This window comes from Sphaerisporangium flaviroseum, from assembly GCF_039537005.1.
GTDB lineage: Bacteria > Actinomycetota > Actinomycetes > Streptosporangiales > Streptosporangiaceae > Sphaerisporangium > Sphaerisporangium flaviroseum.
Genome location: NZ_BAAAZR010000004.1, coordinates 176,969 through 196,598 on the forward strand (window position 1 = coordinate 176,969; position 19,630 = coordinate 196,598).

17 protein-coding genes are annotated in these 19,630 nt (G+C 70.6%); 9 read left to right on the top strand and 8 right to left on the bottom strand.

The features are described from left to right. Window positions 1–15 precede the first annotated feature (15 nt). Window positions 16–528 (top strand): hypothetical protein, encoded by a 513-nt coding sequence (locus ABD810_RS12520; RefSeq protein WP_344938203.1) that lies wholly within the window; start codon window positions 16–18, stop codon window positions 526–528. A 400-nt stretch (window positions 529–928) separates the two neighbouring features. On the opposite strand, the gene ABD810_RS12525 is transcribed toward ABD810_RS12520, so the two are convergent. Further along, window positions 929–2,494, bottom strand: a complete 1,566-nt coding sequence (locus tag ABD810_RS12525; protein WP_344938205.1) for a hypothetical protein — start codon at window positions 2,492–2,494, stop codon at window positions 929–931. 237 nt (window positions 2,495–2,731) lie between these two features. Beyond that, a complete protein-coding gene (locus ABD810_RS12530; protein WP_344938207.1) occupies window positions 2,732–2,899 on the bottom strand; it encodes a hypothetical protein in 168 nt (55 codons plus the stop codon). Window positions 2,900–3,423: 524 nt separating this feature from the next. Between ABD810_RS12530 and ABD810_RS12535 the strand changes: the two genes are divergently transcribed. Then, window positions 3,424–3,999, top strand: a complete 576-nt coding sequence (locus ABD810_RS12535; RefSeq protein ID WP_344938209.1) for a nitroreductase family deazaflavin-dependent oxidoreductase — start codon at window positions 3,424–3,426, stop codon at window positions 3,997–3,999. A 716-nt stretch (window positions 4,000–4,715) separates the two neighbouring features. Next, window positions 4,716–5,504, top strand: a complete 789-nt coding sequence (locus tag ABD810_RS12540) for an ion transporter (RefSeq protein WP_344938211.1) — start codon at window positions 4,716–4,718, stop codon at window positions 5,502–5,504. 85 nt (window positions 5,505–5,589) lie between these two features. Here ABD810_RS12540 and rpsD read toward each other — a convergent pair whose 3' ends face one another. Then, entirely contained in the window at window positions 5,590–6,204 is a 615-nt protein-coding gene (gene rpsD, locus ABD810_RS12545; protein ID WP_344938213.1) for a 30S ribosomal protein S4, read from the bottom strand. 91 nt (window positions 6,205–6,295) lie between these two features. On the opposite strand from rpsD, the gene ABD810_RS12550 reads away from it, so the two are divergent. Beyond that, the gene (locus ABD810_RS12550) at window positions 6,296–7,018 is read left to right on the top strand and encodes a DUF2470 domain-containing protein (RefSeq protein WP_344938215.1); all 723 of its coding nucleotides are present in this window, start codon (window positions 6,296–6,298) and stop codon (window positions 7,016–7,018) included. Here ABD810_RS12550 and ABD810_RS12555 read toward each other — a convergent pair. Further along, the gene (locus tag ABD810_RS12555) at window positions 6,936–8,192 is read right to left on the bottom strand and encodes an ROK family transcriptional regulator (RefSeq protein ID WP_344938217.1); all 1,257 of its coding nucleotides are present in this window, start codon (window positions 8,190–8,192) and stop codon (window positions 6,936–6,938) included. The genes ABD810_RS12550 and ABD810_RS12555 overlap by 83 nt on opposite strands. A 189-nt stretch (window positions 8,193–8,381) precedes the next feature. On the opposite strand from ABD810_RS12555, the gene zwf reads away from it, so the two are divergent. Genes zwf through eda form a run of 4 tightly spaced genes read left to right on the top strand, consistent with a single transcriptional unit; the run spans window position 8,382 to window position 13,502 of the window. Next, a complete protein-coding gene (gene zwf, locus ABD810_RS12560) occupies window positions 8,382–9,917 on the top strand; it encodes a glucose-6-phosphate dehydrogenase (protein ID WP_425566894.1) in 1,536 nt (511 codons plus the stop codon). Continuing rightward, window positions 9,914–11,836: a phosphogluconate dehydratase gene (gene edd, locus ABD810_RS12565; RefSeq protein ID WP_344938221.1), complete on the top strand. Its 1,923-nt coding sequence runs from the start codon at window positions 9,914–9,916 to the stop codon at window positions 11,834–11,836. Before zwf ends, edd begins: the two co-directional genes overlap by 4 nt. Continuing rightward, a complete protein-coding gene (gene glk / locus ABD810_RS12570) occupies window positions 11,833–12,891 on the top strand; it encodes a glucokinase (RefSeq protein WP_344938223.1) in 1,059 nt (352 codons plus the stop codon). Before edd ends, glk begins: the two co-directional genes overlap by 4 nt. Further along, a complete protein-coding gene (gene eda / locus ABD810_RS12575) occupies window positions 12,888–13,502 on the top strand; it encodes a bifunctional 4-hydroxy-2-oxoglutarate aldolase/2-dehydro-3-deoxy-phosphogluconate aldolase (protein WP_344938225.1) in 615 nt (204 codons plus the stop codon). Before glk ends, eda begins: the two co-directional genes overlap by 4 nt. Window positions 13,503–13,524: 22 nt before the next feature. Here eda and ABD810_RS12580 read toward each other — a convergent pair whose 3' ends face one another. Continuing rightward, window positions 13,525–14,946, bottom strand: a complete 1,422-nt coding sequence (locus ABD810_RS12580) for an MFS transporter (RefSeq protein ID WP_344938228.1) — start codon at window positions 14,944–14,946, stop codon at window positions 13,525–13,527. Window positions 14,947–15,039: 93 nt separating this feature from the next. Next, a complete protein-coding gene (locus tag ABD810_RS12585) occupies window positions 15,040–16,488 on the bottom strand; it encodes an MFS transporter (protein ID WP_344938231.1) in 1,449 nt (482 codons plus the stop codon). Window positions 16,489–16,869: 381 nt separating this feature from the next. On the opposite strand from ABD810_RS12585, the gene ABD810_RS12590 reads away from it, so the two are divergent. Continuing rightward, a complete protein-coding gene (locus ABD810_RS12590; RefSeq protein WP_344938233.1) occupies window positions 16,870–17,538 on the top strand; it encodes a choice-of-anchor C family protein in 669 nt (222 codons plus the stop codon). Between the two features lie 117 nt (window positions 17,539–17,655). On the opposite strand, the gene ABD810_RS12595 is transcribed toward ABD810_RS12590, so the two are convergent. After that, a complete protein-coding gene (locus ABD810_RS12595; protein WP_344938235.1) occupies window positions 17,656–18,573 on the bottom strand; it encodes a carbohydrate kinase family protein in 918 nt (305 codons plus the stop codon). 28 nt (window positions 18,574–18,601) lie between these two features. Continuing rightward, the gene (locus ABD810_RS12600) at window positions 18,602–19,627 is read right to left on the bottom strand and encodes a LacI family DNA-binding transcriptional regulator (RefSeq protein WP_344938238.1); all 1,026 of its coding nucleotides are present in this window, start codon (window positions 19,625–19,627) and stop codon (window positions 18,602–18,604) included. Window positions 19,628–19,630 lie beyond the last annotated feature (3 nt).

Consider the following 19,630-nt stretch of genomic DNA (forward strand, 5'->3'; position numbering starts at 1 on the left):
CTCATCGGACCACCGTTGGGACGGCCGGCCGCGGTCGACTGGGATCAGCTCCAGCGCCGGTACGGACTTGACTTCCCGTCCGACTACAAAGCTCTGGCGGCTCGCTATCCCGACCTGGTGATCGACGAGTTCATGTCGGTCTTCCATCCGGCGTCCAGACGGCAGGAATGGGGAGAGAAGGTGCTGGAGATCGTACGATCCTGGCAGCCCCGGCAATTCAGCGCCTTCACCCCGCACAACGCTATTCCGGTGGACAGGGCCGGGCCGTTCCCCGTCCACCCCGAGCCGGAGGGGGTCTTCCCCTGGGGGGTCACGGAAAACGGTGACATCTGCATGTGGCTCACCGACCCCGACCCCGCACGCTGGACCGTCGTCATCGCCGAACGCTTCCACTGGTGGCACTACAAAGGAACGCTCACTGGCTTTCTCCTCGACGTACTCACCCGGCAGATCTCCTGCCCGATCCTCCCTCCCGACTTCCCCCTGGGAGAAAACTGGCAGGTCCAGCAGGACTTCACCGAACAATGAGACAAGCCGGGCTCTACTCGTCGAAATGCCCCGGTGAGCACACCATGGCCTGGAGCAGGAGTTGAGCACGCAGATTCGCGCGCACCCGCGCGGCCAGAATTGACCCGGTCCGGGGCATTGGCGAGGTGGTCCGGCCGTGCCGATTGTGTGCGCGACCCCATTCGCAGCGATGGTCGAGGCGATCGCGGCTCAGCCGAGCCGGCGACAGGCTGCGTCACTCGTAGGGTGTGGCCGGTTGGGTGATCCGCACGACCTGGGTGGTGGCCATTCGCGGGAGAACCCGCTTCGCGGGCTCCTCGGCCGACCCGGGTATCCACGTGCCGGTCACCGCGCACCGCCTGACCTGGCGTGGGTGCCCGGCGATCCGGACACCCACGCCTCGATCAATCGCCCGCTGTGATCACTGGTCGACGAAGAGGCCCTGGCCGAAGCCCGAGCCCGTGCTGTCGTTGTTGGGCTGCACGGTCACGTTGTCGCCGCGCTTCGGCACCCCGGCGACGGCCGGCTCAGCGTCGACGGTGTACTGGTCGTTCGCGGCGCCCCGGTCGAGGAAGACCCCGACGCCCTGGTTGTTGCCGAACCCCAGGCTTCCCGCGCGGGTGCTCGGAACCTGGATCGGACCGACGAACTCCCCGGCGAACGCGCCGTGGTAGTGGTCGGCTCCCGCGTCATCGAGGAAGATACCGGTCGCACTCGCCACGTTGCCCGTGCCTTGGGTGAACCGGGGGATCCGGTCGCAGAGGCCCTCGCCCTCGTCATCGCGCACGCCGCCCGCGCCCTCGGTCTGGTTGGCCGCGTCCGGGTTGATGGGGGCGGGCATGGAGAAGCCGTAGGTGTCGTCGCCCGCCTCGTCGTGGAGCACGCCGACACCCCCCACCAGTGCGAAACCCTGACTGTTACGCACGGCGTCGTAGGTGTCGCCGCCCGCGCCGTCGGACAGAATTCCCACACCGAAGATGTGACCGGTGCCGAGCGAGCCGGTCTTGCCGGTGTAGGTGTCGTCGCCCTCCACGTCGCGCAGGATGCCCACGCCGAGGAAGCCGGCGCCGCCCGTCATCATCCGGCGGACCACCAGGTCGTTGGTGCAACCGGTGTCGTGGTCGGGGGTCTGCTTGACGCCGTAGAGATCATTGCCCTGAATGTCGAGGACGACCGCCGCGGTGGGGACGCAGTCGAGGGCCGTGAGGCCGGGGATGGCGCGCTGACAGCCCTTGGCGGGGCCGGTGCCGCGCAGCCCGGTCACCGTGGAGCCGACCGGCGAGAAGTTCACGTCCACCATGTTGCTGCCGGCGTTATTGGCGTAGGTGTCGTTGCCGCCGATGTCGAGCGTGAGGAGGTAGTCGTTGTCGTAGCGGTTGTCGCGGCAGGCGCCGTCGACCCGCAGCACCGGCCAGATGTCGAGGTTGACCTGGCTGAGCGTCTGGCAGTCGGGCGATGCGGCGTTGGGGAGCTCGTCGGCCACGGCCACCTCTAGCTCGTTGGTGGACTGCCAGGCCGACTCACCGCAGAGCCGGATGCCGGTGTAGGCCGCCGGGTTCAGGCCGCCACCGGTCCTGAGCACCTCGGAGAGCAGGTTCTGCGGGATCGCGGCGTAGGCCGGCTTGGTTAACTGGTGGCAGGCGAGCAGGTCTGTGAGCACGTTGGCCAGCCGTCCCGCCACCTCGGGTGACAGGTCCGCGTTGAGGATCTGGGTGGGGCTCTGCACGAATCCCAGTTCGGCGGAGAGTGCCGAGGTCGCCTGGAGCAGCGCCTGCTTCGGCACTGCGGGGAGCGCTCGTGTCTTTGTGGTCGTCCGCTCGTAGAGCTTCTCGTAAGGCCGGATCTTCGCACCGATCTCCGAATTCGCCGCCGTCACGGCCGCGTTGACGGTGCCGGTGGCCGAGGCGAGGGAGGCGCCCGCGACCACCATGACGGCGGCCGCGCCGACGCAGCCGAGAATTCGTATTCCGCGTCTCACAAGACGCATGAACGTCACCACCTTGCGCGTGGGTGTATGAGGCGCCGTCCACATGACCACGCGAGTCCGCGTCAAACAGGAAATTTCAAAAGCGTTGATCTCGGTTTGATTTCGTCACCGCCGAAATAGCGTTGAATACGAATCCTGTCTGGCAGTAAATCGTATGGTCAGTCGGTGTCCTCCGTATAAGACCGGCCTGACCAGGCAGTTCCAAGGGCTGAACCCATGCGGGAGACGCCGCAGCTCTCACATGAGGTAGCGAACCCATACGTAAGGCGTCACCAGCGTGACGGTGACGAAGGTGACGATGAGACCGTACTTGGTGAATTCCCTGAAACTGGTCGGCGTGCGGTTGCGGGCGGCGATGCCGACATCGGCGGCGCGACATTCTCCAGCGGCACCATCGATCGTCAACGCGACCTTCCCCGGCGGGATCAGACACGGCGTCGCCAACGGGAGAAGACCTCTACGGCGAACCAAGACACGATGGAATGAGCGGCCAGAATAGGCCCCGACTCACCCACCCACCCCCGCCTCCCACCGCGCACGGCACCCGGAACGTCCCCTCCCACGCCCGCCGCCGCACGCCTACCGCTACCACCGTGCCGTCTACCCGAACCCCGACCGCGTCCAGACGCGCTCCTCATCCGGCTCATCGCGCCCGCGCCGCCGCCTCATCCGCCACGGCACTCGTGTCGCCCGCACCCATGCCGCACCACATCCGTACCGCCCGAGCCAGAACCACGTCAGACGCCATCCAACTGAAGAGGCCGCCGGCCCGAGGTGATCAGGCACGGTGTCACAGACGGGTGATCCCTTGGCTCCAGGTGGCGAGTCGCCTTTCGCGCCGGCCAGTATCCCCTGGCGCTAGGGCGCCCTGGCGGGGATCCGGCAGGATTTGCACTAGCGCTTGCTAGGGCGATAATGTGGCCGGGCCGATGAGTACCGGAGCCGGACGTGAGGTCGCCATGGCGCAGCAGCAGCCGCCCAACGGCGGGATTATGAGGCGCGTCAGCGTCGCGCTCCGCCCGTTCTTCCAGTGGCTGACGACCACCCGGGGCTTCTCCAGGGTGGCACCGAAGATCATCCCTCCGGCCGATCGTTTTCTGAATCGGATCAGCGGCGGCCGTGTCCTCATGGGCGATCAGATGATCCCGCACCTGCTGCTCACCACGACCGGCAGCAAGAGCGGCCTGCCCCGCCAGACCCCGCTCGCCTGCCTGCCAGAGGCCGACGGCACCTTCTTGATCGTGGGAAGCAACTTCGGCAAGGAACACCACCCCGCCTGGAGCGGCAACCTGATCAGGACGCCGGAGGCCACGGTGTCCATCCGGGGGCGTGTCGTCCCGGTTACGGCCCGCCTGCTCACCGGCCCCGACCGCCAACAGGCGTGGGACGCCCTCAAAGCTCACTGGCCGGTGTACGACCACTACACCGAACGCTCCGGCCGCGAGCTCCGCGTCTTCCGCCTAGTACCACGCACCCCGTCACCAGCGGAAACACCGAACTCGTAACACACCGAAGATCGCCACCCCCAACCGGGGCGTCGCGGGTGCGACGACGCGGGTGCCGACGCGAGTGCGACGACGCGAGTGCGGCGGCGCGAGTGCAGCGGCGGGTGTAGGAGCGGACGTCCCGGGCGCCATGCGCGGTGGGAAGCCGGGGTGGGCGGGCGAGTCGGGGCCCATTCTGGCCGTTCACCCCATCCTGCCCCGGTTCGCCGTAGAGGTTCTCCCCCGTCAGCGACACCGCCCCTAATCGCTCTTGACGGTCGGCTGCTGTCTGCGACGGCGGCACGGGTGCGGCGGCGGGTATGGGAGCGGACGTACCGGCGCCATGCGCGGTGGGAAGCCGGGGTGGGCGGGCGAGTCGGGGCCCATTCTGGCCGCTCATCCCATCCTGCCCCGGTTCCCTGTACCTGGCGCCATGCGCGGTGGGAAGCCGGGGGTGGGTGGGTGAGTCGGGGCCCATTCTGGCCGTTCACGCCATCCTGCCCCGGTTCCCTGTACCTGGCGCCATGCGCGGTGGGAAGCCGGGGTGGGCGGGCGAGTCGGGGCCCATTCTGGCCGTTCACCCCATCCTGCCCTGGTTCGCCGTAGAGGTTCTCCCCCCGTTAGCGACACCGTGCCTGATCGCTTCCCGGAGGGTCCGAGCCGGATCGGTGCCAGGTCCGTGGAGACCTTAGGATCTTGCGCATCTCGGTCGTCCGACTCCAGGAGTGCTCGCCCCCATGCGTGATCGTGTTCGTCAGATCCTCGAATCGACGTGGTTCCAGCGCACGATCATCGGCATCATCCTGTTCAACGCGGCCACCCTGGGCGTGGAGACCTCGCCTTCTGCGGTCGCGTCGTACGGCGTCGTGCTGCACGTGGTGGACCACGCCGCGCTGTATGTGTTCGTCGCCGAACTGCTGGCGAAGATGTACGTCTACCGCGCGCGGTTCGTGCGCGACCCGTGGAACGTCTTCGACACGGTCATCGTCGCCGTGTCGTTCATGCCGACGGCGGGCGGGCTGTCGGTGCTGCGGGCCCTGCGGATCCTGCGGGCGCTGCGGCTGATCTCGGCGGTGCCCAGCCTGCGGCGGGTGGTCGCGGCGCTGCTCACCGCGGTCCCTGGCATGACCTCGATCGCCATGCTGCTGGGGCTGGTGCTCTACGTGGCGTCGGTGATGGCCACCAAGTTGTACGGCGGGACGTCCCCTGAGTACTTCGGCGACCTGCCCACGTCGCTCTTCACGCTGTTCCAGACGATGACCGGCGACGGCTGGTCGGAGATCAACCGGGACGTCATGGAACAGCACCCATCCTCATGGGTATTTTTCGTGATATTCGTGCTGATCTGCACGTTCGTCGTCCTGAACCTGTTCATCGCCGTGGTGGTGAGCGCGATGGAGGAGGAGCACCAGCGGGAGCATGGTCCCGACGACCATGTGGCCCTCGAGCTGGCCGCGCTGCGCGCCGAGATAGCGGCGCTGCGCGAGGCCCTGCCCGCACCGCAGGACGCCTCCTCCCTGCGCTGACCTCACGACCCCGGCGGGAGCAAAGCCCGACGACCCCGGCGGGAGCAAACCTCGACGACCCCGGCGGGAGCGAAGCTCGACGACCTCAGCGGGAGTAGTGCTCGACGACGAGCTGCTCGTCCACGAGCACCGGCACCTGCGGACGCTCGGGCCTGCTCAGCAGCGTGAACGTCAGCTCGTCGAGGTTCACGTCGAGGTAGGGCGCGGTGATCTGATCGGCGTAGGCGCCCTCCGCCGCCGCCACGAAGGGCTGCATCGAGCGCGACTTCTGCCGCACCGTGACGATCTGGCCGGGCCGTACGAGGTAGCTCGGGATGTCGACCTTGCGGCCGTCGACGGCGATGTGCCCGTGGGTGACGTACTGGCGCGCGGCGTAGATGGAGGGAGCCAGCCCGGAGCGCAGCACCAGCGAGGCAAGACGGCTCTCCAGCAGCGAGACCAGCTCGCCCCCGGAACGGCCCGGACTGCGCAGCGCGAGGTCCCAGTACCTCCTCATCTGCCTCTCGGACACGTCGTAGTACCAGCGCAGCTTCTGCTTCTCCATCCGCCGAAGGCTGTAGTCGCCGGCGGCACGGCGGTTGGTCTTCCGCCCATGCTCACCTGGCGGATACGGACGCTTCTCGAAGTAGCGGACGGCCTTCCTGGTGAGCGGAAGGCCTGCCCGCCTGGACAGGCGCACTTTGGGACCGGTGTAGCGCACGATGACCTCGCTGTGATTAGGTGTTCGTAACTAAGGCAAGCCTAACCTTATTTAGCTGTGACGCGCACTCGCGAGCCCAAGGAGCCCCGCCATGCACGTGACCGTCCCTCCCATCTCCGAACGTATCCGGAGCCTGGCCACGGCCTGCGTTCCCACCCATGTCTCGCTCGACGGCTCCGCGCACGCGGCGAGGGGCGCGGTCGACGACAGCGGACGGCCACTGCTGCTGGTGAAGCCGGGAGAGCCCTTGCACGCCGTCGCGGACCGTGACGACGTGGTGGTCACCGTGGACCTCGCGGCCACCCGCACACTCGGTGGCGTCGAGCACCCGCGCGGCCTGCTGAAGGTGCACGGCTGGGCGCAGGCCGTCCCGGCCGGGGAGGCGCGGGACGCGGCGGTGGCCGTGGCCGGGCGCCTCCCGGACGAGGCGCTGTTCGCCGCCGTGGAAGGCGACCCGGCGGGCCCGCGCCTGTTCCGCGTCGACGTCGGCTACGTCATCTACCTGACCGGCCAGGAGTCCGGGATGCTGGACGCCGAGGAGTATCTCGGCGCCGGGCCGGACCCGGTCCTGGAGACCGCGGAGCGCATCCTGGGCCACGTGAACCTGGCCCACCGCGACCAGCTCAGCAAGGTCGTCCAGACCCTGCTCGGCGAGCCCACTCCGGATGTGTGGCTGTGGGAGCTCGACCGCTACGGAGTGACCATGCGCTCGGGCATCGAGGACCCGACGCTCATCCGGATGCCCTGGCCGTCACCGGTCGACGGTCCGCAGGCCTTGGAGCAGGCCCTGAGCTGCCTGCTGTGCCCCCGCTGATCGCGTCGATGGAGGCGTCGACCACCTCGGGGGCCAGGACGTTGTCGATGACCATGAGCGCGCAGCCGGTGATGCCCGCCCCGGCCCCGAGCCGGCTGCGCTCGATGCGCAGGCTCCGGGTGGAAAGCGCCGTCGAGCGCCGGTAGACCACCTCGCGCACCCCGGACACCAGCGGCTGGAAGTTCTCGGCGACGTCGCCGCCGAGCACCACCACGGCCGGGTTGAGCAGGTTGACCGCGCTGGCGATCACCTCGCCGAGCAGCCGGCCGGCCCTGCGCACGACGGTCATCGTCTCGGCGTCGCCCGCGCGCACCAGCGTGACGACGTCGGACAGCGAGTGGACCTCGCGCCCCCGGGCCCGCAGGTCGCGCAGGATGGCGGTCCCGCTGGCCACCGAGTCGACGCAGTCGATGTTGCCGCACCGGCACAGCACTCCCCCGCCGTCGCGGACCGGGATGTGGCCGATCTCGCCGGCCGCGCCCAGCGCTCCGCGCAGGATCTCGCCCCCGGCGATCACCCCGGCGCCGATGCGTGTCGACACCTTCACGAACAGCAGGTCGGCCACCTCGCGGGCGTACGCCGCGCGGTACTCCCCCATCGCGATGACGTTGACGTCGTTGTCCACGAAGATGGGCACCGGGTAGCGCGCCGAGATGAGCGGCGGGATCTCCACCCCGGTCCAGCTCGCCATCACGCGAGCGCTCTCGGTGCGCCCGGCCGCGAACTCGACGGTGGCGGGAACGCCCAGGCCGACCCCCCGGACCTGCGGCATCGGCCGGTCCGCCAGCAGGTCGGCCCAGACGTCCATCAGCAGCGGCAGCACCACGCCCGGACCGCTCTCGACGTCGATCTCCAGGTCGGTGCGGGCCAGCTCGAACCCGGCGAGGTCGCACAGGGCGATCTGCGTACGGCTGGCGCCCAGTGACGCGACCAGGACGACGCCTCCGGCGGCGTTGAAGGCGAGCCGGGCGGGAGGGCGCCCGCCGGTGGAGGGCCCCTCGGTGTCCTCCACCACCAGGCCACGCTCCAGCAGGCCCGCCACCCGCAGCGCCACGGCGGGACGCGAGAGGCCGGTCACCCTGCCGATCTCGGCCCGCGTGACCGCCTCACCGGTGCGTATGAGATGCAGGACCTCACCGCTGGTGGCGAGCGCGGAAGCTGATCGTCGACCCATTGACCAAGTCAACCACACCTCTTTTGTAATCTGAAGTTCCTAAGTTCATCATCTCAAATATCAAAACTGCGGTTGTGTGGAACCTAAGACCGGGCTAGTGTCCGGCCTGTCCTACTTGGTAGATCTACGGAGCTTTCCCCCGTGCCTCAGCCCGCGACCACGACCGCGTTCGCGCCACCGCCCCTGCCCATGCCGCCCGCCCCCGCGTCCTCGGCGCCGGGCGCCGCGCCCGTCTCTTCCGCGGCATCCGTGCACCCCACCGCGCACGTCGCCGACCTGGTCGTGTTCGGGGGCACCGGCGACCTCTCGATGCGGAAACTGCTCCCGGCCCTCTTTCACAGCGACCGCGACGGCCGGCTCGCGCCGCAGACGCGCGTCATCGCCATGTCCCGCGGCGGGCTCACCGACGCCGACTTCCGCGGCAAGGTCGAGGCCGAGGTACGGCCGCGCCTGCACTCCGGCGACGACGAGGGCTGGGCCCGGTTCCTCGGGCGGCTGCACCACGTCTCGGTCGACGTCGGCGGACCGGATCACGCCGGATGGCGCGCGCTCACCCACCTGCTCGCCGGCCGGGAGAACATCGACAGGGTCTTCTACCTGGCCAGCCCGCCGATGACGTTCGGCCCCTTCTGCAGGGGCGTGCAGGAGGCCGGGCTGGCCACCCCCCGCTCACGGGTGGTGCTGGAGAAGCCGCTCGGCCGCGACCTCGCGGGCGCTCGGCGCATCAACGACGAGGTCGGCGCCATCTTCGAGGAGCGCCAGATCTTCCGCATCGACCACTACCTGGGCAAGGAGACCGTCCAGAACCTGCTGGTCCTGCGTTTCGCCAACGCGTTCCTCGAACCGGTCTGGAACTCCCTGTGGATCGACCACGTGCAGATCACGGCGGCCGAGTCCGTCGGCACGCCGGGGCGGCGGGGGTACTACGACCAGGCGGGCGCGCTGCGGGACATGGTGCAGAACCACCTGCTCCAGCTGCTCTGCCTGGTCGCGATGGAGCCGCCGTCGCGCAACGACCGCGAGTCCATCCGCGACGAGAAGCTGAAGGTCCTGCAGTCGCTGCGGCAGATCGCCGGCACCGAGGCCGACCGGTTCACCGTGCGCGGGCAGTACGTCTCCGGGGAGGTGGACGGGCGGGCCGTGCCCGGCTACCTCGACGAACCCGACCACACCGCCCCGACCGTCGCCTCGCACCGCGTGGAGACCTTCACCGCGATCCGCGCCGAGGTGAAGAACTGGCGCTGGGCCGGGGTGCCGTTCTACCTGCGCACCGGCAAGCGCATGCCCCACCGCCGCTCGGAGATCGTGGTCCAGTTCAAGGAGGTGCCCCACTCGATCTTCCCGGGGGGCGGCCCCAACCGGCTGGTGCTGCGGCTCGGCCCGAGCGAGGGCATCCACCTGCACATCATGGCCAAGGAGCCGGGCGCCGGCGAGGTGGTCCCCCGTCCCGTCCCGCTCAGCCTCAGCTTCGCCGACACCTTCCGCGCCCGCGTGCCGGAGGCGTACGAGCGGCTGCTCATGGACGTGCTCTCGGGCAATCCCACGCTGTTCATGCGGCGTGACGAGGTCGAGGCCGCCTGGAGCTGGATCGACCCGATCATCGCCACCTGGGAGTCGGGCGGATCGCCTCCCGAACCCTACGCCGCCGGGACGCCCGGCCCGGCCGCCGCCCGTGAACTGCTCGGCCGCAGCGGCCGCGCCTGGTACGAGGAGGACCTGCCGTGAACCGCACCGTCCAGGAGGTCACCGAGCGCCTCAGCGAGCGGAGCCTGCGCAGCCGTACGGCCTACCTGGCGCGTACCGGCGCCGCCGCGCGCGAGGCCAGGGAACGCGGGCCCGCTCGGGCGAGCCTTGGCTGCGCCAACCTCGCCCACGGCATCGCCGCCTGCTCACCGGGCGACAAGCTCGCCCTGCGCGGGAACGAGCGGCCCGGTGTCGCGATCGTGTCGGCCTACAACGACATGCTGTCGGCCCACCAGCCGTACGAGACCTACCCGGCCGTCCTGAAGGAGGCCGTGCGTGAGGCGGGGGGCGTCGCGCAGTTCGCCGGCGGGGTGCCCGCGATGTGCGACGGCATCACGCAGGGCCGCGCGGGGATGGAGCTGTCGCTCTACAGCCGCGAGGTCATCGCGATGGCCACGGCGATCGCCCTTTCGCACGACATGTTCGACGGCTCGCTGCTGCTCGGCGTCTGCGACAAGATCGTTCCGGGCCTGCTGATCGGCGCCCTGCACTTCGGGCACCTGCCCGCGATCTTCGTGCCCGCCGGGCCGATGCCCTCCGGTCTGCCCAACAAGGTGAAGGCGCGTACCCGGCAGCTCTTCGCCGAAGGCAAGATCGGCCGGGGCGCGATGCTGGACGCGGAGGCCAAGTCCTACCACTCCCCCGGCACCTGCACCTTCTACGGCACCGCCAACTCCAACCAGGTGCTCATGGAGGTCATGGGCCTGCACCTGCCGGGTGCGACGTTCGTCAACCCCGGCACCGAGCTGCGGGACGGGCTCACCCGCGCCGCGGCCGGCCGCGTCGTGCGGATCACCGCCCACGGTGACGAGTACACCCCGGTGGCCGAGGTCGTCGATGAGAAGGCGCTGGTGAACGCCGCCGTCACGCTGCTCGCGACCGGCGGCTCCACCAACCACACCATGCACCTGGTCGCCATCGCCGCCGCGGCCGGCATCGAGCTGCTGTGGGACGACCTGGCCGCGCTGTCGGCGGTCGTCCCCCTGCTGACCCGGATGTACCCCAACGGCCAGGCGGACGTGAACCACTTCCAGGCGGCGGGCGGCATGCAGGCGCTGATCGGCGACCTGCTCGACACCGGGCTGCTCCACGAGGACGTGCTGACGGTCGCCGGGCGCGGCCTCGGCCACTACCGCAGCGGGCCGGAGCTGAAGGCGGGCGAGGTCGTCTGGGAGGAGCGGACCGCACCGAGCACCGACCTCGACGTGCTGCGCCCGGCCGCCGAGCCGTTCTCCGCCGACAGCGGCATCCGCATGCTCAGCGGCAACCTCGGCCGCGCGGTCAGCAAGGTGTCGGCCGTCAAGGCCGAGCACCAGGTGATCGAGGCACCCGCGAAGGTCTTCGACGACCAGTCAGAGCTGCTGGCGGCGTTCGAGGCCGGTGAGCTGGACGCCCAGGACTTCGTCGCGGTGATCCGCTACCAGGGCCCGAGCGCCAACGGCATGCCCGAGCTGCACAAGCTGACCCCGCCGCTCGCCGTGCTGCTGGACCGGGGGCAGCGGGTCGCGCTGGTCACCGACGGCCGCATGTCCGGGGCGTCGGGCAAGGTGCCCGCGGCCATCCACCTGTCGCCGGAGGCGGCGGACGGCGGCCCGATCTCCATGGTCAGGGATGGGGACCCGATCCGGCTCGACTCCAGGACCGGCAAGCTGGACATCCTGATCCCCGAGGCCGAGCTGGCCGCCCGCACCCCCGAGGGCCGGCCGCTGCGCGACGACGAGTGGGTGGGCACCGGGCGCGAGCTGTTCGCCGCCTTCCGCCGCGCCGCCGGCCCGGCCGAGCGCGGCGCCGGCGTCTTCGCCCTCAGCGGCGCGGAGGGCCGCACGGGGGTCTTCACCTTCGACGGCGCGGAGACCCCTTCGGGAGCCTTCGCCCTCGACGGCGCGGAGACAGGCGCGTGAGCCCGATCCCCCTCCCGTCACCGGAGAGCCCCTGGCTCGTCGCCGACGTCGGCGGCACCAACGCGCGCTTCGGGCTGGTCACCAGCCCGGGCGGGCGTCCCGGGTCGGTCACCGTGCTGGCCGGGGCCGAGTACGACGGCCTGCCCGACGCGGTGCACTCCTACCTCGCCGACCACGCCGGCGGGGTGCGGGCGGCCGCCGCGTGCCTGGCGATCGCGGGCCCAGTGAACGCCGACCGCTACCGCCTGACCAACACCGGCTGGTCCGGCTCGGTGACGGAGCTGGACATCCCGCGCGTCGAGCTTCTCAACGACTTCGAGGCGCTCGCGCTGGCCCTGCCGCACCTGCCCGCGGAGGACCTGGCATCGCTCGGCGGCCCGCCCCCGGCGCCGGACATGGTCAAGGCGGTGCTCGGTCCCGGCACCGGGCTGGGCGTCGCCGGGCTGGTCCCCGCGCGGGGCGGCTGGGTGCCCGTGCCGGGCGAGGGCGGGCACGTCTCCGCGCCCGCCGTCACCGGCCTGGAGATCGAGGTCGTAGGGGCGCTGCGGGCCGACGGCATGTCGTTCGTGGACGCCGAGCACCTGCTGTCCGGCCCCGGGCTCGTACGGCTGCGCCACGGGCTCGCGCTGGTGAACGGGACCCCCGTCGAACCGCTTCCCGCGTCGGAGATCGTGGCCCGGCTGGACGACTCGCTGTGCGCGCGTACGGTTGAGGTGTTCTGTGGGCTACTGGGAAGCTTCGCCGCCAACGTCGCGCTCACGTTGGGCTCCCGTGGCGGCGTGTATCTCGGGGGTGGGATCGTGCCGCGCGTCGTCAGCCGCATCCGGCAGAGCGACTTCCGTCGCCGCTTCGAGGCGAACCTCGTGCTCTCCGGTTACCTGAGCACGATCGCGACCACCGCGATCGTCGCCGAGCAGCCCGCGCTGACCGGCGCCGCGGCCTGGCTGGCCCAGCGCGTCTCCGACGACGAGCGCGCCATCCCCTTCCCGCCGTCGCCCCGACCACCGGATGCCCACCCGGCGGCATCCCCCGCAGCAAGGAGCACCGCCCCGTGACCATCCTCGATCTCGCCCCTGTCGTCCCGGTCGTCGTGATCGACGACGTGGAGACGGCGGTCCCGCTCGCCCGAGCCCTGGTGGCGGGCGGCCTTCCGGTCATCGAGGTGACCCTCCGCACGCCGTGCGCCCTGGACGCCATCGGCCGGATCGCCGCCGAGGTGCCGGACGCCGTCATCGGCGCGGGCACGGTGCGGACCCCGGCCGACGTACGCGCCTCCACCCGCGCGGGCGCGCGGTTCCTGGTCAGCCCGGGCGGTACGCCGAGGCTGATCGACGCGATGCTGGACAGCGGGGTGCCGTTCCTGCCGGGCGCGGCGACCGCCTCGGAGGTTCTGGCGCTCGCCGAGCGCGGCCTGACCGAGCTGAAGTTCTTCCCCGCGGGACCCGCCGGCGGCGTCGCCTACCTGAAGGCACTGGCCGGGCCGATCCCGGAGGTGCGCTTCTGCCCGACGGGCGGCATCCGGCTGGAGACCGCTCCGGAGTACCTCGCGCTCCCCAACGTGGGCTGCGTCGGCGGCACCTGGCTGACCCCGGCCGACGCGCTCGCCGTGGGCGACTACGCGCGGATCGAGAAGCTCGCCTCGGAAGCCGCGGCGCTACGGCGCTGACCCACGGGCGCCGTGCCGGCCGTCAGCGGCCGGCGTCGCGCGTCGACAGGGGGGCCGCGATGTCCTCCAGTGACCGGCGCTCGGCGTTCACCGCGAGCACCAGCGCGACCAGCCCCGCCGTCACCATCATGGCCGCGGCGAACAGGTAACCGTAGAACAGCCTGACCGGGTGCGGGTGCGCGCGGTCGCCGATGAGCGCGCCGAAGATCGTGGGGCCGAGCGCGCCGAACCCCTGGGCCACCGAGAAGAACAGCGCGATCACCAGTGCCCGGATCTCCAGGGGGAACAGCTCGCTGACGGTCAGGTACCCCGCACTCGCCGCCGCCGAGGCGAAGAAGAAGATCACCGACCAGAGCAGCGTCTGCGTGGTCGCGGTGAGCGCCCCCTGCTTGAACAGCCATGCCGTGACCGCGAGCAGCACCCCGGAGACGATGTAGGTGCTGGAGATCATCGCCCGGCGCCCCACCGTGTCGAACAGGGGCCCGAGCAGCAGCGGCCCGGCGAGGTTGCCGAGGGCGAACGCGAAGAGGTACTTCGAGGCGTCCTGCGGGGTCACGCCGTAGAACGTGCTCAGGACCAGGACGTAGGTGAAGAAGATCGCGTTGTACAGGAACGACTGGCTGATCATCAGGGTGGTGCCGAGGATCGTGCGCCGGGGATAGTCCCGCACCAGCACCCGGGCGATCTCGCGGTACGACGGGGCCCCGTGCGGGCGGAACTCCATGGCCCTGCTCTCGTCCACCGGCGGCACCGGGCGCCCGCTCCGCTCGACGGCCTCCTCGATCGCCGCGGTGGTCCTCTCGGCCTCCTCCTGCCTGCCGTGCATGAGCAGCCAGCGAGGACTCTCGGGAAGCCGGCGGCGGAGCGTCCAGATCACCACCCCGAGCAACGGCCCGATCAGCAGCCCGACCCGCCAGCCCACGTCCACGGGCAGGACGTCGGGGTTGAGCAGCACGTAGGTGCTCGCCGTGCCGATCATCGCGCCCAGCCAGTACGTGCCGCTGACGGCCAGGTCGACCCTGCCCCGGTAGTGGGAGGGGATGAGCTCGTCGATGGCCGAGTGGATCGCGGAGTACTCCCCGCCGATGCCCGCCCCCGCGAGGAAACGGAAGACGAGAAGGAAGGCGAGGTTCGGGGAGAAGGCCGTGATCCCGTTGGCGATCAGATAGAGGCCCAGTGTGAGGATGAACAGCTTGCGCCTGCCGAACCGGTCGGACAGCCGCCCGAACACCAGCGCGCCCACCACCTCGCCGAGCAGGTAAACGGTGCCGGTGACCCCCACCTCGACTGTCGACAGCCCGAGCGTGCGCCTGTCCTGGAGGACCGACCCGACCGCCCCCGCGATCGTGATCTCCATCCCGTCCAGCACCCACGCGACGCCGAGCGCCGCCACCAGCCGGTTGTGGAAGCCCGACCACGGCAACCGGTCCAACCGCGCCGGCACCAGACTCCGGGCAACCGTCTCCATGGTGACCCAGCGTAGCGACCGGTCACCCGGAGTCCTCGATCATCGTCGCGGGTGCGGCCCGCCCCTCGCTTATGCGGCCCCCGCGCCGGCCTTGGCGTCCAGCATCGACAGCGAGGGCGCGAGGTCCTCCAGGGACCGGCGCTCGGCGTCCACCGCGAAGAAGTACGCCACGATACCGGCGGCCACCATCAGCCCCGAGGCGAGCAGGTAGCCGTAGAAGAGCCCGGACGGATCGGGGTTCGCCTCGTCACCGATGAGCGCCCCGAACAGGACGGGACCGAGGGCGCCGACTCCCTGGGCCACCGAGAAGAACAGCGCGATCGCCAGTGCCCGGATCTCCAGGGGGAACAGCTCGCTGACGGTCAGGTACCCCGCGCTGGCCGCCGCCGAGGCGACGAAGAAGATCACCGACCAGAGCAGGGCCTGGGTGGTCGCGGTGAGCGCGCCCTGGTTGAACAGCCATCCCGTGACCGCGAGCAGCAGGCCCGAGGCGATGTAGGTGCTGGAGATCATCGGCCTGCGCCCGATCGTGTCGAACAGCGGACCGAGGATGAAGGGGCCGGCGAGGTTGCCGACCGCGAAGATCAGCAGGTACTTGGAGGCGTCGCTCGCGGACACGCCGTAGAAGGTGTTGAGCACGATGACGTAGGTGAAGAAGATCGCGTTGTACAGGAACGACTGGCTGACCATCATCGTGACGCCGAGGAAGGTGCGCTTGGGGTAATCCCGCAGCACCACCCGCACGATCTCCCGGTACGACGGGGCGCCGTGCGGGCGCAACTCCATGGCCTTGCTCTCGTCCACGGGCGGCAGGGAGCGCCCGCCCTCGCTCACCGCCGCCTCGACCGTCTCCACGGCCCGCTCGGCCTCCTCGTGCCTGCCGTGCATGAGCAGCCAGCGAGGACTCTCGGGAAGGTGGCGGCGCAGCACCCAGATCATGGCGCCCAGCAACGGCCCGATCAGCAGCCCGGCCCGCCAGCCCAGGTCGACGGGCAGGATGTCGGGATTGAGCAGGATGTACGTGCTGGCCGTGCCGATGATCGCGCCCAGCCAGTACGTGCCGCTGACCGCCAGGTCGACCCTGCCCCGGTAGCGGGAGGGGATCAGCTCGTCGATGGCCGAGTGGATGGCGGCGTACTCCCCGCCGATGCCGGCCCCGGCGAAGAACCGGAACACCAGGAGGAAGGCGAGGTTCGGGGAGAAGGCCGTGATCCCGTTGGCGACCAGGTAGAGCCCCAGCGTGAGGATGAACAGCTTGCGCCTGCCGAACCGGTCGGACAGCCGCCCGAACACCAGCGCGCCCGCCACCTGCCCGATCAGGTAGACGGTGGCGGTGAACCCCACCTGCACCGCCGAGAGGCCCAGTGTCTGCCTCTCCTGCAGGACCGACCCGACCGCGCTGGCGATCGTGATCTCCATCCCGTCCAGGACCCACGCGACACCGAGGGCGACGACCAGCCGCGTGTGGAACCGCGACCAGGGCAGCCGGTCGAGACGCGCCGGCACCAGGGTTCTCACAGCACTTTCCATGAAGACCTGCCTTGCGATCAGATCCTGCCCGATTCCACCGGGGCACAGCGGCGGGGGGCCGCCAGATCCAGCGGACGCTTCGGCGACTGCCTCTTCCCAGGCCGCGCGCCTCTTAACGAAAGATTCACGACCACGGGAGAGAGGTGTGAGCGGCGGCGTCCCGGTGTGATCACGAATGCCGATTGTTGACCTCGCCAAAAGACGCACCGGACCAGCGGGTTCGCCGGGCGACGCTAATCTCCTGTTCGGACAATCGGCCGTGCCGGGAGAGCGCGCGACATTCACGGGCACGGTGGCCGGATGATCCGACGGAGCATCCGCACGCCTCGGCGTCCGGCACCCATACAAAGCACACCGAGAAGGACGACGATGACTGCTCCGAGCGCCACGACGGAAACGCGCGCAGCCCCCCGGGCCGAGCCGGTCACCACGCCATGCGAAGGCTCCGGCCGGTGGCGGCAGTGGCGCGCCGGCGCCGGTCTGCTGAGCGCGCTCGCGGCCCTGGCCACGGTCACCGCGGCCCCCGCCGACGCGACGAGCGGCAGCAGCAACGGCGGCTTCGAGACCCCGCGGGTCCAGCCGCACACCTTCCAGACCCTGCCCGCGGGCCGGTCCATCGGAGCGTGGACCGTCACCCGCGGCACCGTCGACCTGGTGGGCGAGGGCTTCTGGCAGGCGGCGAACGGCGCGCAGTCGCTCGACCTGAACGGCGACACCTCGGGCGCCGTCTCCCAGACGTTCAGCACGCTTCCGCTCGTCAAGTACGAGATCGGTTACAAGCTGGCGGGCAACCCCGGCGGGCCGCCCGCCGTGAAGACCGGCCGGGTCCGGATCAACGGCGAGGTGGCGCGGGACTTCTCGTTCGACGCCACGGGCAGGAGCTTCGCCGGCATGGGGTACGTCCACCAGAAGGTGAGCTTCGTCGCCACCGGCCTGTCCATGACGGTGGAGTTCGCCGGCACCGTCCCGGGCGTCTTCGGCCCCGTCATCGACGACGTCACCGTCAAGAGCTGCCTGGTCATCATCTGCCACCTCTGACGCGGCCGGTCTCTCGTGGCCGCTGTCCACTTGATCGTCAGGCGCTTGTCAGTCCGCGGTCTGGCGGGTAGGGGGCGGTCAGGGTGCCGAAGGCCGCGTCGAGGAGGGGTTGAGCGCCTAGAGGGCCGGTCCGGGCACCGGTCGGCTGGGAGGCAGGCGGCCGAGAAGGGTCTCCTCGTCGATGGGGTTCTCGTGGGTGCCCTCGGTGGTGCAGGCGTGGGCGCCGGCGACGCCGCCCAGGCGTGCGCACTCGTGCGGCGGCAGGCCGCGCAGGTGACCGTAGAGGAAGCCCGAGACGAACGCGTCCCCGGCCCCGTTGCCGTCGATCACCGGACCGGGCGGCGGCGTGGCCGGGAAGTGCCTTACCTGGCCGGAGGCGTCGCCGAGGAGGTACGCCCCGGTGGCCCCGGCCGTGCAGACGACCAGGGACGCGCGACCGCGATCGAGGATGCCGCGCATCACCGGGACCGGGTCGGGAAGCTTGGCGGCGGACAGGAACACCAGGTCGGAGGAGTAGGCGAAGTCCTTGTGGTGGCCGTTCTCCCCGTCCCAGTCGTGCAGATCCGTGGAGACCGGCACCCCCAGCTCCAGCAGCTCGGGATACAGGTGGCGGGAGAAGTCGGTGATGGACACGTGCACGTGCCGGGCCTGGCGGATCGCGGGCAGGTACAGCTCCCGCGGCAGCCGCTGCCCGGCGGCGGCGCGCGCGTCGTGCAGGGAGGTCCGCCGCCCATCGGGCCCGACGAGCAGCACGCTGCGCCGGGTGCCCTCGGGCACGATCGCCCAGGCGAAGCCCGCACCCGCCGCCTCCAGGTGGGCGCGGATCAGCGCGCCCTGCGGGTCGTCGCCGATCAGGTCTATCAGCAGGGACCGAAGGCCGAGCGCGTGGCAGCCGAGGACGACCCCGCTCCCGGTGTTGCCGATGCGATCGACCACCGGCGGCACCCCGTAGGTGTCCGCGTACGGCAACGGCAGCTCGGGCACGTAGACGGTCGTGTCGATCCCCGCCCCGCCGACCACGACGACGTCGTACATGGCGATGGAGGAGGACCGGAGGCCCTCCTCAGCGGTTGACGAGGGGGCCGGAGCCGGTGGAGCCTCGGACGACCAGCTCGGGCTGGAAGACCAGCTCGATGTTCTTCGGCGGCGCCCCATTGATCTCCTCCAGCAGCGTCTGGACCGCGGCGGAGGCCATCGGGCCGATGGGTTTACGCACGGTGGTGAGCGGCGGATCGGTGAAGGCGATCAGCGGCGAGTCGTCGAAGCCGACGACCGAGACCTCACCCGGCACGGAAAGGCCCCGCTCGCGGGCCGCCCGGATCGCGCCGAGCGCCATGAGGTCGCTGGCGCAGACGATGCCCGTGCATCCTCGCTCGATCAGAGCCCCCGCGGCGGCCTGACCGCCCTCCACCGAGAACAGGGAGTGCTGGATCAGCTGGTCGCAGCTGGAGACGCCGAGGAGCTGCGACATCGCCTGGGTGAAGCCCTCGATCTTGCGGATGACCGGGACGAAGCGCCGCTGGCCGAGCGCGAGCCCGATGCGCTCGTGCCCGAGATCGACCAGGTGCTGCACGGCCAGGCGCGCCGCCAGGCGGTCGTCCGGGGAGATGAACGGCGCGTCGATGTGCTCGCTGTAGCCGTCGACCAGCACGATCGGCAGCCCGCGGTCGGTCAGCCGGGTGTAGCGGTCCATGCGCGCGGTGGTGTCGGCGTGCAGCCCGGAGACGAAGATGATGCCGCTGACGTCGCGTTCGAGCAGCAGTTCGGTGAACTCGTCCTCGGGGGCGCCACCGGGGCTCTGGGTGCACAGAACCGGCGTGTAGCCGTGCTGGGTCAGCGACTTCTCGATGGCCTGCGCGAACGCCGGGAAGATCGGGTTGTCGAGCTCGGGGGTGACCAGCCCGATCAGTCCGTTGCTGCGCTGACGGAGCCGTTGCGGGCGCTCGTACCCCATGAGGTCGAGGGCCGTCAGCACGAGCTGGCGCGTGCTCGCGGATACACCCGACTTGCCGTTCAGCACGCGGCTGACGGTGGCCTCGCTCACGCCCGCCTGGGCCGCGATATCGGAAAGCCGGGCGTTACCGTTCATGGC